Here is a 14,577-nt window from a genome sequence, read left to right as displayed (position 1 = left end):
CCGCCACTGACAACGGCGCGCCGCTCCCCCGAAGTCCCGTGCGGGCGCGGTCAGTCGAGCGGTCCGCCCGCGACGTACAGGACCTGTCCCGAGACGAAGCCGGCGTTGTCGCCGGTGAAGAAGGCGATCGCGTTGGCGACATCGTCGGGGCGGCCGACACGGCGCACGGGGATGCGCTCGGCGGCGGCCTGCTGGAAGTCGTCGAAGCCGACGCCGACCCGGGCGGCGGTGGCGGCCGTCATGTCGGTGGCGATGAAGCCGGGCGCGACGGCGTTGGCGGTGATGCCGAACTTGCCCAGCTCGATGGCGAGCGTCTTGGTGAAGCCCTGGAGGCCCGCCTTGGCGGCGGAGTAGTTGGCCTGGCCGCGGTTGCCGAGGGCGGAGCTGGACGACAGGTTCACGACACGGCCGAAGCCCGCCTCCACCATGTGCGCCTGGCAGGCGCGGGCCATCAGGAACGCGCCGCGCAGGTGGACGCCGAGCACGGTGTCCCAGTCGCTGTCCGTCATGCGGAACAGGAGGTTGTCGCGCAGGACACCGGCGTTGTTGACGAGCACGACGGGCGGCCCGAGTTCGTCCGCGACGCGGGCGACCGCGGCCGTCACCGCGTCGGTGTCGGCGACGTCGGCGCCCACCGCGACGGCGGTGCCGCCGTCCGCCCTGATGCGGTCCACCGTCCCGGCGCAGGCGGCCTCGTCGAGGTCGAGCACGGCGACCGCGCGGCCCTCCGCCGCCAGCCGGACGGCGGTGGCCGCGCCGATGCCCCTGGCCGCGCCGGTGACGATCGCCACGCGCTGCTCGCTCCGCACCATGGATGTCCCTCTCCTCGCCCGGTGGACGACCGGTGACTACCGGCCGGTAACTCCCTCGGCGACGACGCTAGGAGGCACGTACCGCTCTGTCAACGGACCAGTATGTCCAGCAGCCGGTCCGTCTCGGCGGCGGGATCGCCCGTGAGCCCGGTGTGCACCGGCCCCGGCTGGACGACGGTGCTGCGCGGGGCGACCAGCCAGCGGAAGCGGCGGCCCGTCTCGTCCCCGGCCGCCGCGCCCGCGGCCGCACCACCGCGGCAGACGCACTCGGCGGCGTGCAGCGCCGCGCGCACGCCGGTCGTGTCGGCGCCGGGGTCGAGGGCGCGCAGGCGGTCCTCGTCCAGGTGCGTGCGGGCGGCGAGGAACGAGCGCGCGCGGCAGTAGACGAGCACCCCGGCGTTGATGAACTCCCCGCGCTCGACGCGGGGGACGACGCGCAGCACCGCGTACTCGAAGACGTCGCGGGCGGCGTTCATCGGGCGCTCCCGTCGGTGGTGCGGTGGAGACGGCCGGTCAGCCAGCCGGGGGCCTGGGAGGGCCGGTCGGGGGTGGGGGCGCCGAGGGTGATCCGCTCCGGAAGCCCGAAGGAACGGGCGACGAGCGCGGCGGCGTACGAGTCGCGCACGGCGTCGGGACCCGTGAATCCGGGCTCGTCGGCGAGCCAGGCGTCGGGGACGTCGGCCACGGCCGCGGCGATCACCTCGGGGGTGAGGCGGGGCTTCAGTTCGGCGGACGCGGCGGCGAGATCGGGGCCGAAGGGGGCGAGCGCGTGGTCGGACGCGTCGTAGGGCCGGACGGCGGACGTGGTGGCGCCTGGCCAGTTGTGGTGCCAGATGAGGGCGGCGCCGTGGTCGATCAGCCACAGGTCGCCGTGCCAGACCAGGAGGTTGGGGTTGCGCCAGGACCGGTCCACGTTGCCCACGAGGGCGTCGAACCAGACGACGCGCCCGGCCTCCAGCGGGTCCACGGCGTAGGCCAGCGGGTCGAAACCGAGGGAGCCGGGCAGGAAGTCCATGCCGAGGTTGAGCCCGCCGCTGGCCTTGAGAAGCTGCTGCACCTCCTGGTCCGGCTCGCCGAGGCCGATCACCGGGTCGAGCCACATCGCCACCAGGTCGGGCACCCGCAGCCCGAGGCGCCGGGCGAGCCCGCCGCAGATCACCTCGGCGACCAGCGACTTGCGGCCCTGCCCCGCGCCGGTGAACTTCATGACATACGTGCCGAGGTCGTCCGCCTCCACGATCCCGGGCAGCGATCCCCCCTCCCGCAAGGGGGTGACATAGCGGGTGGCGGTGACTTCTGTCAGCATTTCGCCAGGCTATCCGACTCCCCGGCCTCACATTCCACGACCGCCTCCCGGACTGTTCCCGGAGCGGGGTCTCCCGGGACCAGCCATGGGGGGAATTCGGGGAGTTCGGTTCGGCGCCACGGGCCGCGTCCGCCTCGACGGCTTCCTGGCCCTGCGCTCGGTGCTGAACGCCCCGTACGTCGGGCGCCACGGCTACCGCTACAGCCGGCCGCTCCTCTCCCACCTCCGAGGAACCTCACACAGGCGACGCGACGCCGATCATCATTCCCATGTGGCGCCCAGGGAATCACCGTTCGACGGCACCCCACCTCTCAAATGAGAATGATTGTCATTTACACTGCCGTCCATGACGGATGTTGACGAAGAACGACTGGTCACGTATCTGAAGAGCAACCGCGCCTTCTTCGCCCCTGTGATCGAGCGTGCGGTCGGCCTGCTCGGCCTCGACGGCCGTGCCCGCATCCTCGACGCCGGCACCGGAGGAGGAGGCGGGCTGGCGGCCCTCGCCCGCGCGGCCGGCCCCGAGGCCCGGGTCCTGGGCGTCGACCGCGATGCCGGAGTGCTCGAACTGGCGCGGAGCCACGCCGAGTCGGAGGGTGTCGCGGCGCAGGTGACGACGGAGTGCGGCGAATTGCTCGACATCCTGGCGGCGCGCGCCGGGCAGGGCGCCTTCGACGTGATCTGGGCCGGTGACGTGGTGTGGCCCGGGAACTTCGACGACCCGGCCGCGGCCGTCGCGCTGCTGGCCGACACCCTCGCGCCCGGCGGGCTCCTGGCCCTCTTCACCAGCAACTACTACCAGTCGATGTTCCTGCCAGGCCACTCCCGGCTGGAGCGGAAGCTGCGCACCGCCTCGGAGCTCAACTGGGGCATCCCCGGGGACGGGCCGACCCATTACGAGCGGTACCCCCACTGGATGATCGCCGCGGGACTGGGCGACGTACAGTTGCACGTCCTGCCACGGACCGCCTTCCCCCTGGACGAGGACCCCGCCGCACGCGCATACCTGGAAGGCGTCGTGTGGCCGGAACTGCTCGCCGCGGTACGCTCCCGCGGAGCCGAGGCGGGCATGGACGACGGGGAGATCGCCCAGGCCGAGGCCCTGCTCACACCCGGAGGTCCGGGTTACGTCCTGGACGAGCCCGGTCATTACCTGGTCCACCCGGCCGTCCTGGTCACCGGCCGACGCTGATCCCGTCACCGCGCCTGCTCCTTGCGGACCCTTCGGGCGGCGGGACCGGTCCGATCGTGGACACGGCTTCCCGCACGAGCCCGAGGGGCCGCACGCGTTCCCCTCGCCCGAAGCGCCCCGGCGACCGGACGATCTCATCGCTCAGCGCGCGTACCGCCCGGAGGACGGGCGCCGGCCCGTTCCCCCACCGGCTCCCGCGTACCGCAGGGCACTTCGGACACCGGTGAACGCCCCGCGTCCGGCCGGAAGGCGCATCGTGTGGGCGCTCGGGCGCCCGCTCGAAGGTCTGCTCCACACCGCAGTTGTCGATCGTGACCGGATAACCCGCGGCAGGCCCGGCCGCCGCCGCGGCGTTCTCACCGCTGTCCGCGCCCTGCCCCCGCACCCCGCGGCGAGCTGGCAGACGGACGCCAGCAGGACACCGGCGTTTCGTTTATGGGACATGCGTACCTCTTCGTCGGAACGGAAGTTCCGGCGTCGGGGGCCGGTGCGCGGGAGGAGGTCTGGCGACAGGTCAGGGGCCGGTGACCAGCTTCGGGAGGCCGGCGAGTGCGGCCGTGATCCGGTCGGGGGAGAGTCCGCCGCCCTGGGCCACGGCCGGCGAGCCGCCGCCCCGGCCGTCGAGGAGCCGCTTGACGAGGGCCGCCGCGTCGAGGCCCGCCTCCCTGGCCGGCTGGTTCACGGCCACGACGACGACGCCGCTGCCGGTCGCCACGCCGACGACACCGGCGGTGCGGGCGGGAAGACGGTCGCGGACTGCGGTGGCCAGGGCGCGTGCCTCGTCGGCTCCGCTTTCGACGGTGGTGGTGACCACCCGCACGCCGCCCGCGTCGACGGCGCGGTCGGCGAGCCCGGCGGCCCGCGCGGCGGTGGCCTCGTGCCTGAGGCGGGCGTTCTCCCTGTCGGTGGCCTTGAGCCGGTCCAGCAGGCCGGCGATCCGCTCGGGCAGTTCGGCGCGCGGCGCGCCGAGGTGCTCGCTCAGGCGGGTGACCAGGTCGCGTTCCCTGGCGAGGTACCTGAAGCCCTCGATGCCGACGGCCGCCTCCAGGCGGCGCAGACCGGCGCCGACCGACCCTTCGGAGGTGAGGGCGATCGTGCCGATCTGCGAGGCGTGGGCGACGTGCGTGCCGCCGCACAGTTCCCTGGACCAGGCACCGCCGATCTCGACCACGCGCACCTCTTCCCCGTAGGTCTCGTCGAACAGCGCGAGCGCGCCGATCTCCCGGGCCTCGGAGAGCGGCATCCAGCGCACGCCGACCGGCAGGTCCTGGCGCAGGGCGCGGTTGGCGGCCTCCTCCACCTCACCGCGAACGGTCCCCGACAGGGCGGTGCGCCAGGGGAAGTCGAGCCGCAGGTGGCCCGGCCGGTTGTACGAGCCGGACTGGAGCGCGGTAGGCCCGAGGACCTCGCGGAGCGCGGCGTGCAGCACGTGCGTGCCCGAGTGCGCCTGGCGTGCGCCGAGACGCCAGTCGGGGTCCACCGCGGCCTGGACGCGGGCGCCCGCCGCGAGTTCGCCCGAGACGACGCGCAGCTGGTGGGTGATGAGGCCGGGCAGGGGGCGCTGGACGTCGATGACCTCGGCTTCGAACGCGGCGCCGGTGAGCCGTCCGGCGTCGCTGTCCTGGCCACCGGACTCGGCGTAGAAGGGAGAGCGGTCCAGCACGGCGGTGACGATCTCGCCCTCCCGCGCGGCCGGCAGCGGGCCGGTGGGACCCAGCACGGCGAGCACCGTCGACTCCGTGGTCAGCGTGTCCCAGGCGCGCCAGTCGGTCGGACCGTGCGTGTCCAGGACGCGCCGCAGGTCCCTGGTGTCGGCTGTCCCTCCCTGCTTGCGGGCACGGGCGTCGGCGCGGGCCCGTTCACGCTGGAGTTCCATCAGGGCGGTGAAGCCCGCGCGGTCGACATCGACTCCCTGTTCGGCGGCCATCTCCAGGGTGAGGTCGATGGGGAAGCCGTAGGTGTCGTGGAGGAGGAACGCCTGGGTGCCGGGGAGGACGCGTCCGCCCGCGTCCCTGATCTTCGCGACGGCCGTGTCGAGCACGGTGGTGCCCTGCCTGAGTGTGCTGCGGAAGGCGTCCTCCTCGCCGGCCGCCTGGTCCGCGATCCGGGCGAAGCCGTCGGTCACCTCGGGGTGGCCGGGCGCCATGCAGTCACGGGCGACGGGCAGCAGTTCGGGCAGTGCGGGGTCGTGGACGCCGAGCTGCCGCATCGAGCGCACGGCGCGGCGGAGGATGCGGCGCAGGACGTAGCCGCGGCCCTCGTTGGCCGGGGCCGTGCCGTCCGCGAGGAGCATCAGCGCGGTGCGGACATGGTCGGCGACCACCCGGAGGCGTACGTCGGACTCCGCGTCGGCCCCGTACCTGATCCCGGCGAGTTCCGCGGCCCGGCTCAGGATGGGACGGGTCTCGTCGATCTCGTAGAGGTTGTCCTTCTCCTGGAGCAGGGTGGCCATCCGCTCCAGGCCCATGCCGGTGTCGATGTTGCGGCGCGGCAGCTCCCCCAGCACGGGATAGCCGGTCTTGCCCGGCCCCTCGCCCCGCTCGTACTGCATGAAGACGAGGTTCCAGAACTCCATGTACCGGTCCTCGTCGACCGCCGGGCCGCCCTCTCGGCCGAGCGCCGGGCCGCGGTCGTAGTAGAGCTCCGAGCACGGACCGCACGGGCCGGGGACGCCCATGGACCAGAAGTTGTCCTCGTCACCGCGCGCCACGATCCGCCGTTCCGGCAAGCCGGCCACCGCACGCCAGAGGTCACGGGCCTCGGCGTCCGAGTGATGCACCGTGACCCAGATCCGCTCGGGGTCGAGACCGTAGCCGCCCTCGGCGACCGGTGTGGTGGACAGCTCCCAGGCGAAGGCGATGGCTTCCCGCTTGAAGTAGTCGCCGAAGGAGAAGTTGCCGTTCATCTGGAAGAACGAGCCGTGCCTGGTGGTCCTGCCGACCTCCTCGATGTCCAGTGTGCGGATGCATTTCTGCACACTGGTGGCGCGCGGCCACGGCGCCTGCTGCTCGCCGGTCAGGTAGGGCTTGAACGGGACCATCCCCGCGTTGACGAACAGCAGCGTCGGATCAGGCGTGGGCAGCGGCGCGCTGGGCACGACCGTGTGGCCGCGTGCGGCGAAGAAGTCGAGGAATCGGCGGCGGATGTCGGCGGTGAGCAACGGGGCCTTCCAGGGGTCAGCGGGGACGTACGAGGGAGCGGGCGGGGTGGGCGGGGCCGAGGAAGACGACGGAACCGGCCTCCTCCGGGGCGGGACGGTTCACCTGTGTCCAGCCCGCACGGCGGTAGAAGGCGATACCGGCGGGGTTGCGCGCCGAGGTCAGCAGCCAGCACTTGCCTCGGGCGGCGTCGGCGACCGCGGCGAGCAGTGCGGCGCCCGGACGCACGGCCAGTTCGTCTGTCTCCCTGGCTCCGCACAGCCAGGGCGCGACCCGGGTCGCGCCGACGGCTTCGGCGGCCCGGGGGTAGCAACGGCCGCCGGGGAAGGGACTCGGGGTGGTCCACGCGGTGGCGAAGCCGAGCACCGAGCCGTCGGCGTCCTGGGCGAGTGCCGCCGTGAAACCGGGGCGGGCGGTGTCGGCGGTCAGACGCCGGGCGTAGGCGTCGGCGCGCTCAGGTGTCTCGTTCCAGGGCGGGGTGCAGAACGCGTCCCGGTACACCTGCCGTACCCCCTCCGTCTCGGCGAGCAGCCGCGCGGCGGACACCTGGCGGACGACCGCGCTCATGCGGCGGCCGCCTGGAGCGGGTGGGTGGGGTGCAGGGCGGCGCGCTGGAGCGGCGCGGACGGATCGACGGACATGTCGAGTGGGGCGGGGCGGGCTCCCGCGCGGACCAGCAGGTCGCCGACCGCGGCGATCATCGCCCCGTTGTCGGTGCACAGTGTCAGCGGGGGAATCCGCAGTGCCACGCCGGCGGCGGCGCAGCGCTCCTCGGCCAGGGCGCGCACCCGGGAGTTGGCCGCCACGCCGCCGACGACGACGAGCGTGCCGACTCCGTGGTCCCGGCACGCGGCGAGCGCCTTGCGCGTCAACACGTCCGCGACGGCCTCCTGGAGAGATGCGGCGCCGTCGGCCAGCGGAAGCTCCTCGCCCCGCAGGCGGTACCCCTCGGCCCATCGCGCGGCGCTCGTCTTGAGTCCGGAGAAGGAGAAGGTGTAGGGGGCGTCGCCCGGCCCGGTCAGCGGGCGGGGAAACGTCACGGCACGCCGGTCGCCGCCCCGTGCGGCGCGGTCGACGGCCGGACCGCCCGGATACGGCAGTCCGAAGGCGCGCGCCACCTTGTCGAAGCACTCGCCCGCCGCGTCGTCCAGGGTGTCGCCCAGATGAACGACCGGATCGCGCACCAGGTCCCGCACCAGCAGGAGCGAGGTGTGCCCGCCCGACACGATCAGCACCACGCACGGGTTCGGCAGCGGCCCGTGCTCCAGCGTGTCCGCCGCCACGTGCCCGGCCAGATGGTGCACGCCGTACAGCGGCAGCCCTCGCGCGTACGCCAGCGCCTTGGCGCCGGCGAGCCCGACCTGGAGCGCGCCCGAGAGGCCGGGACCTGTCGTCACCGCCACGGCGTCGATGTCCGACAGCCGCAGTCCCGCCTGGGAGAGCGCTTCACGGACGACAGGGTTGAGGGCGTGCAGGTGGGCACGGGCGGCGATCTCCGGCACGACGCCGCCGTAGCGCGTGTGCTCGTCCATGCTCGACACCACCGCATGGGCCAGCAGCCGACCGCCGGACACGATCCCCGCCCCGGTCTCGTCGCACGAGGACTCGATACCGAGTACCACCGGAGAATCCATCACTCCCCATCCCGCAACAGCTTCCTAGTTGCAATATATGTGCAACAAGGTACCCGGGCTCAGCCGCAGGCTCTTCTCACGCGCCGCCGGGCAGACCGGGCCGATGCTCGTCCGCGTTGCTGCTGCTGATGGAGCGGGAGCCGGTCGGCGGATCGACGAGGGGACGCTCGAACACCCCATGGTCGATGAGGTCCCCGGCTGCCTGCGCCGACGAGAAGGGAGCCCGAGCCGGAGCGAACTCGGCGCATGCGATCACCGCAGCCCTCACAGCGGGCCGGATGCCGACAGATCCGGACCGGGACGTGCGGGTGGGCTCCTATCGGTCACTCATCGGCATTCGATCTTTCGCTCGCCACGGACGCCGCCGATGCGTTCGGTCCGGTCTCCGGGAGCGGCGAGGAGGCCGAGAGCTGATCCGGGACGCCGGTCACGAACGTCCACCGCACCGCCGGCCGGCCGTCCAGGACACCCTCGCCCGTGTCCTGCACGCCTCCCATCTCCTGCGCGGCAGCAAGCGTCACCACTACCAACCGGGATCTCCAGTCATCAGGCTGCCGCGTAGCCGAGCTGGAGAGAATCGGTCGCGCGCCCCAGATCCTGGTTCGAGGGCACGCGGATCGGCGACGGTCGCCTTCCATGTCCGCCGGACCGCCCGGCTCCACTGCCGTGCCGCAGGTCATGCCCCTCTTCTCCGGGGAGAACATGGGAAGTATCCACTCCGCCGGAGAGCGCGTGGGGAGGGCCGATCGCACGAGACGACCCGGCCATGAAAGACGCCGAAAGACAGAAACTCGCAGGTCAACAACGAACAGCGGTGCATCTCCGCAGGTCACCGCCGCCCGCTACGTCACCCCCCTCCGGGAGGGGGGTGACGTAGCGGGCGGCGGTGACTTATATCAGCATTTCGCCAGGCTGTCCGGCCCCCGTGCGCCCGCCCGGCTCACCTGCCCCGGCTCGCCTTGACCCGTTCGGCGTCGGGCAGTTCCGGCCTGCGGGCCAGCGGCGCCGCGGCCGCTTCCGGCGCGCACGGGCGTCCTCCAGCTCCTCCCCGGATCCGGTATTTGGGCGATCCTCCGGGCTCCGGCGCCGCGGCGGCCGGGCATTCTGTGGTGTCGGCCAGTCGTCCGGCCGCGCCCTCGATGCTTCACTGACGGTCATGGACCTGAACACGGTGGTGGAGGTGCGCGACGCCCGCGATCCCACGCCCTGGCGCCCCGGCGACGCCTGGCTCGGCGGCGGCACGTACCTGTTCTCCGAGCCGCAGCCGCACCTGCGGCGCCTGGTGGACCTCAGCCGCACCGGCTGGACCCCCGCGCGGCTCCACGGCGACGGCTCGCTGGAGATCGCCGCTACGTGCACGATCGCCCAGCTGTCCCGTTACGCCAAGGGCCTCGCCGCCGCGGCGGCGCCGCTGTTCGAGCAGTGCTGCCGCGCGTTCCTCGCCTCGGCCAAGATCTGGAACATGGCCACGGTCGGCGGGAACCTCTGCAACGCCCTCCCGGCCGGACCGATGATCTCCCTGACGGCGGCGCTGGACGGCGACTGCCTGCTCCTCGCCCAGGACGGCACGCGCCGCCGGGTGCCCGTCGCGGACTTCGTCACCGGCGCGGGCCGCACCGTGCTGGCCGAGGGCGAGTTGCTGCGCTCCGTCACCCTGCCGGCCCGCGCGCTCGCCCGCCGCACGGCCTTCCGCCAGGCGTCGCTGTACGGCCTCGGCCGCTCCGGTGTGCTGGTGACCGGCACGGCGGACCCGGCCACGGGCGCCTTCGCCGTCACGGTCACCGCCTCGACGGTCCGGCCGGTGCGGCCGGCGTTCCCGCTGCCGCCGGACGCCGCCGCGCTGCGGGCGGCGATCGGAGCGGCCGTGGCCGACGGCGAGTGGTGCGACGACATCCACGGACTGCCCGCGTGGCGCAGGCACATGACGCTCCGGTACGCGGAGGAGATCCGCCGCGAGCTGGGGCGGGAGGCGGCGTGACGCCGGGGATCGAGGTGAACGGGCGCGCGTTCGCCGAGGAGCCGCGCCCCGGCCAGTGCCTGCGCACCTGGCTGCGCGAACGCGGCTGGTTCGGCGTGAAGAAGGGCTGCGACAGCGGGGACTGCGGGGCGTGCACGGTCCATGTGGACGGCGAGCCGGTGCACAGCTGCCTCTACCCGGCGTTCCGCGCCGCGGGCCGCCGCGTCACGACGGTCGAGGGACTGGCCGCCGAGGACGGCGGGCTCCACCCCGTGCAGCGGCGGTTCCTCGACGCGCAGGGCTTCCAGTGCGGCTTCTGCACGGCCGGGTTCCTCATGACGACGGCCGCGCTGGACGAGGAGCAGCTCGCCGACCTGCCGCGCGCGTTCAAGGGCAGTCTGTGCCGCTGCACGGGCTACCGGGCCATCGAGGACGCGGTGCGAGGCGTGTGCCACACCGAGGCGCCGGAGGCGGGTGAGGCGGTCGGCCGCAGCCTGCCCGCGCCCGCCGGGCCGGAGATCGTCACCGGCAGGGCCCGCTACACGTTCGACGTCGATGTCCCCGGCGTGCTGCACATGAAGCTGCTGCGCTCACCGCACGCGCACGCCCGCATCACCGCCATCGACACGTCCGCCGCGCTGCGCGTCCCCGGCGTGCACGCCGTCCTGACCCATCACGACGCGCCCGCGCGGCACTTCTCCACCGCACGCCACGAGCACCCCACCGAGGACCCGGCCGACACGCGCGTCCTCGACGACACGGTCCGCCACGTCGGGCAGCGCGTCGCCGCCGTCGTCGCGGACAGCGAGGCGGCGGCCGAGGAGGGCTGCCGCCGCGTGCGGGTGACGTACGAGGTGCTGCCCGCCGTCCTCACCCCGGAGGCGGCGATGCGGCCGGGCGCGCCCGTGGTGCACGACAAGGACGCGGCGGAGGCGCGGATCGCCCGTCCGGCGGACAACGTGGTCGGCGAGACGCACGTGGAGACGGGCGATGTCGCGGCGGGCTTCGCGGAGGCGGACGAGGTGTACGAGGGGGTGTACCGCACCCAGCGCGTGCAGCACGCCAGCCTGGAGACGCACGGCGCGGTGGCGTGGCTGGACGAGGAAGGGCGGCTCACCGTGCGCTCCAGCACGCAGACCCCGTTCCTGACCCGGCGCGGCCTGTGCGACCTGTTCGGCCTCCCGGCGGAGCGCGTGCGGGTCGTCGCGGGGCGGGTGGGCGGGGGGTTCGGCGGCAAGCAGGAGATGCTGGTCGAGGACGTCGTGGCGCTGGCCGTGCTGCGGCTGCGGCGGCCGGTGAAGCTGGAGTACACGCGGGCCGAGCAGTTCCACGGGGCGACGACGCGGCATCCGTTCACCGTCCGCGTGAAGGTGGGCGGGCGGCGGGACGGCACCCTGACGGCGATCCAGCTGCACGTGGTGGCGGACACGGGCGCGTACGGCAACCACGGGCCCGCCGTCATGTTCCACAGCGTGGGCGAGTCCCTGGCGGTCTACCGCGCGCCGCACAAGAGGGCCGACGCGTTCTCCGTCTACACGCACACCGTCCCGGCCGGGGCGTTCCGTGGCTACGGGCTCGGGCAGGTGACGTTCGCGCTGGAGTCGGCGCTGGACGAACTGGCGCGCGGGCTGGGCCTCGACCCGCTGGACTTCCGCGCGGCGAACGTCATCGGGCCGGGCGACGAGGTGGACACCCCCGGCGAGGACGACGACCTGCACAACGCCGGCTACGGCCTCGACCAGTGCGTCGGGATCATCCGCCGCGCGCGGGACGAGCCGGTGACGGAACCGGTGCCGGACGGCTGGCTCGTCGGCGAGGGCGCCGCGCTCGCGATGATCGCCACGGGGCCGCCCGGCGGCCACTTCGCCGACGCCACCGCTTCCCTTCTCCCAGACGGCACGTTCCAACTATCGGTCGGCACAGCGGAGTTCGGGAACGGCACCACCACCGTGCACCGCCAGATCGCCGCCGGCGAACTCGGCACCACTGTGGACCGGATCACGGTGCGCCAGTCGGACACCGACCTCGTACGGCACGACACCGGCGCGTTCGCCTCAACCGGCATCGTGGTGGCGGGCAAGGCGACGCTACGGGCCTCCCGCGCGCTCGCCGCCACACTGCTCGACTTCGCCGCCACCCGCCTCGGCGTGCCGCGCGACGCCTGCCGCCTCACCGGGGAAGCCGTGCTCCATCCCGCCGGACGTTTCCCCCTCAAGACCCTCCACGAGGCGGCCAGGACGGCCGGCGTCCCCCTGACCGCCGACGGCCGTTTCGACGGCACACCACGCTCCGTCGCGTTCAACGCGCAGTGGTTCCGCGTCGCGGTCGATCCGGACACCGGCGAACTCCGCATCCTGCGCAGCGTCCACGCCGCCGACGCGGGCACGGTCATGAACCCGATGCAGTGCCGGGGCCAGATCGAGGGCGGTGTCGCCCAGGGCCTGGGCGCGGCGCTCTACGAGACCGTGCGCATCGACGCACACGGCGAGGTGGAGACAGCGTCCTTCCGCCAGTACCGCCTCCCCCAGTACGCCGACATCCCGCGCACGGAAGTCCACTTCACGGAAACAGCGGACGCAATCGGCCCGCTGGGTGCCAAATCCATGAGCGAGAGCCCCTTCAACCCGGTGGCCCCCGCAATCGCCAACGCACTGCGCGACGCGACCGGTGTCCGCTTCACCACCCTCCCCCTGACCCGCGACCGCATCTGGCTCGCCCTCTACGAGTCGGCCGCCGACGGCCGGCTCGCAGGACGTCCCACGGCGGGAACGTCAGGCGGTCGCGGCCGCGCGGGCACCGCGGGAGTCGCGGGCGAGGAAGGTGCCGAGGATCAGCACGGTGGCCGGGGCGAGTGCGAGGACTGCCGTGCCGGCCACGAGATCCCACAGGTCACCGTTGTCAGGATCACCGGAGAGCAGGGCGATCAACGCCGCCCCGCCCCGGACGAGGCAGAAGAGGGCGAAGTGGAGCAGGACCAGCCGTACGCACCATAGGAGTTCCCACACGGTGCACCCCCGGGGGTGCCGGAGAGGGACAGGTGGCAGGGAGCGGGACCTCGCCCCATGGCACCAGCTGTCCGGGACAGCCCGTGGACGCATGAGTCCGAAGTTCCCGGTGGTCGTCGGCGGTCGGCGCGTTCTCGACCGGGGCGTCCGCGGCCGGACGTGACGAATTCGCCCAGGTCAGCCCCAGCGGGTGGTGGCCGGTGCGTGCGCGGCGCCGATTGCCGTGGCGATCGCGTCGGCGAGGGGGGTGATGTCGTCCTTCCGCAGTGTCGAGACCGTCAGGCGGATGCCGGGGGGAGCGGCCAGGCGGAAGCGTGCGCCCGGTGCGGGGACCCAGCCCGCCTGGGACAGCGCCGTGACGGCCGCCGTCTCGTCGGGGACGGGCACCCACACGTTCATCCCGCTGCGGCCGGTGGCGTGTACGCCGCGTTCGGCGAGGGCGGCGAGGAGTGCCGCGCGGCGGGCGTCGTACGCGCGGGCGGCGGCGGACGGGCTGTCCGCCCACAGCCGCTCCACCGCGTCCTGGAGCAGGTGGCTGACCCAGCCGGGGCCGAGGCGCTGTCTGCCGCGCACGCGGTCGACCGTCACGCCGTCGCCCGTCCAGACCGCGAGCCGCAGGTCCGGGCCGAACGCCTTGGCGGTGGAGCGGACGAACGCCCAGCGGTGGCTGTGGCCCGCCAGGGAGTGCAGTGGCTGGTCGACGATGCCGTGGCCGTGGTCGTCCTCGATCACGAGCGTGTCGGGGTGGTCGGCGAGCACGGCGCGCAACTCCCCGGCGCGCGCGGCGGAGACGGCGGCGCCCGTCGGGTTCTGGGCGCGTGTGGTGACGATGAGGGCGCGCGCGCCGCCCACGAGCGCCTGGGCGGCGCGGTCGGGCAGGGGCCCGTCGTCGTCCACGGCGACCGGGACGGGGCGCAGGCCGAGGGCGGGCACGAGGTCGAGGAGGCTGCCCCAGCCCGGGTCCTCGACGGCGACGGCGTCCCCCGGCCGCAGCCAGGCGGCGAGGACGCGTTCCACGCAGTCGAGGGTCCCCGAGGTGACGGCGACGGGCCCGGCGGGCACGCCCTCGCGGTCGAACGCGGCCCGCGCGGCGCGGGCGAGGCCGGGCGAGACCGGCGCGGTGCCGTACAACGCCGGGGAGCGCCCGGCGCGTTCCGCCGCCGCCGCGAGGGCCGGGCCGAGCGGGGGCAGGAGGGCGCGGTCCGGGTTGCCGTCCGAGAGGTCGCGGGCGCCGGGCGGGACGGGGGCGCGCACGGCGTCCCGCGGCGTGGAGGCGGGGCGGGCGCGCACGCGGCTGCCGCGGCGGCCCGCCGTCTCGATGACGCCCCGGTCGCGGAGGAGCCGGTAGGCGGCGGCGACGGTGTTGGGGTTCACGCCGAGCTGTGCGGCGAGGTCACGCAGGGGCGGGAGCGGCTGTCCGGGGCCGAGGGCGCCGCCGGCCACGCCCCGTTCGACGCTGGCCGCGATATCGGCGGCGCCGCACCCCTCGATCGTATATTCTCCTGACACAAAG

10 protein-coding genes are annotated in these 14,577 nt (G+C 74.0%); 3 read left to right on the top strand and 7 right to left on the bottom strand.

Going from position 1 to position 14,577, the window contains the following annotated elements:
- Positions 1 to 50: 50 nt before the first annotated feature.
- The 3 genes from fabG to ACL02R_RS17380 form a co-directional block, all read right to left on the bottom strand.
- On the bottom strand, positions 51 to 812 hold the full coding sequence (fabG, locus tag ACL02R_RS17390) for a 3-oxoacyl-ACP reductase FabG (RefSeq protein WP_412797830.1): 762 nt from the start codon (positions 810 to 812) through the stop codon (positions 51 to 53).
- Between the two features lie 89 nt (positions 813 to 901).
- The gene (locus tag ACL02R_RS17385) at positions 902 to 1,288 is read right to left on the bottom strand and encodes a DUF3037 domain-containing protein (RefSeq protein ID WP_412797829.1); all 387 of its coding nucleotides are present in this window, start codon (positions 1,286 to 1,288) and stop codon (positions 902 to 904) included.
- Positions 1,285 to 2,118, bottom strand: a complete 834-nt coding sequence (locus ACL02R_RS17380; protein WP_412797828.1) for a HipA family kinase — start codon at positions 2,116 to 2,118, stop codon at positions 1,285 to 1,287. The genes ACL02R_RS17385 and ACL02R_RS17380 overlap by 4 nt, the downstream gene beginning before the upstream one ends.
- Before the next feature lie 346 nt (positions 2,119 to 2,464).
- On the opposite strand from ACL02R_RS17380, the gene ACL02R_RS17375 reads away from it, so the two are divergent.
- The gene (locus tag ACL02R_RS17375) at positions 2,465 to 3,310 is read left to right on the top strand and encodes a class I SAM-dependent methyltransferase (RefSeq protein WP_412797827.1); all 846 of its coding nucleotides are present in this window, start codon (positions 2,465 to 2,467) and stop codon (positions 3,308 to 3,310) included.
- A gap of 514 nt (positions 3,311 to 3,824) precedes the next feature.
- On the opposite strand, the gene alaS is transcribed toward ACL02R_RS17375, so the two are convergent.
- Genes alaS through tsaD form a run of 3 tightly spaced genes read right to left on the bottom strand, consistent with a single transcriptional unit; the run spans position 3,825 to position 8,102 of the window.
- Positions 3,825 to 6,470: an alanine--tRNA ligase gene (gene alaS, locus ACL02R_RS17370; RefSeq protein ID WP_412797826.1), complete on the bottom strand. Its 2,646-nt coding sequence runs from the start codon at positions 6,468 to 6,470 to the stop codon at positions 3,825 to 3,827.
- A gap of 16 nt (positions 6,471 to 6,486) precedes the next feature.
- Positions 6,487 to 7,035 (bottom strand): GNAT family N-acetyltransferase, encoded by a 549-nt coding sequence (locus ACL02R_RS17365; RefSeq protein ID WP_412797825.1) that lies wholly within the window; start codon positions 7,033 to 7,035, stop codon positions 6,487 to 6,489.
- Positions 7,032 to 8,102 carry a tRNA (adenosine(37)-N6)-threonylcarbamoyltransferase complex transferase subunit TsaD gene (gene tsaD, locus ACL02R_RS17360; protein ID WP_412797824.1) on the bottom strand — a complete coding sequence of 357 codons (1,071 nt, stop codon included), beginning with the start codon at positions 8,100 to 8,102 and terminating at the stop codon, positions 7,032 to 7,034. The genes ACL02R_RS17365 and tsaD overlap by 4 nt, the downstream gene beginning before the upstream one ends.
- A gap of 1,156 nt (positions 8,103 to 9,258) precedes the next feature.
- Here tsaD and ACL02R_RS17355 point away from each other — a divergent pair.
- On the top strand, positions 9,259 to 10,080 hold the full coding sequence (locus tag ACL02R_RS17355) for an FAD binding domain-containing protein (protein WP_412797823.1): 822 nt from the start codon (positions 9,259 to 9,261) through the stop codon (positions 10,078 to 10,080).
- Positions 10,077 to 13,052: a molybdopterin-dependent oxidoreductase gene (locus tag ACL02R_RS17350; protein ID WP_412797822.1), complete on the top strand. Its 2,976-nt coding sequence runs from the start codon at positions 10,077 to 10,079 to the stop codon at positions 13,050 to 13,052. The genes ACL02R_RS17355 and ACL02R_RS17350 overlap by 4 nt, the downstream gene beginning before the upstream one ends.
- 189 nt (positions 13,053 to 13,241) lie before the next feature.
- Here the strand turns inward: ACL02R_RS17350 and ACL02R_RS17345 are convergent, their stop codons facing one another.
- Positions 13,242 to 14,573, bottom strand: coding sequence for an aminotransferase class I/II-fold pyridoxal phosphate-dependent enzyme (locus ACL02R_RS17345; RefSeq protein WP_412797821.1), 1,332 nt, complete (start codon positions 14,571 to 14,573; stop codon positions 13,242 to 13,244).
- Positions 14,574 to 14,577: the final 4 nt, after the last annotated feature.

It is taken from the genome of Streptomyces sp. MS19 (assembly GCF_047200595.1).
Classification (GTDB): Bacteria; Actinomycetota; Actinomycetes; order Streptomycetales; family Streptomycetaceae; genus Streptomyces.
Note: the sequence above shows the minus strand (reverse complement) of the source record. Positions and strands in the feature narration are given on the sequence as shown.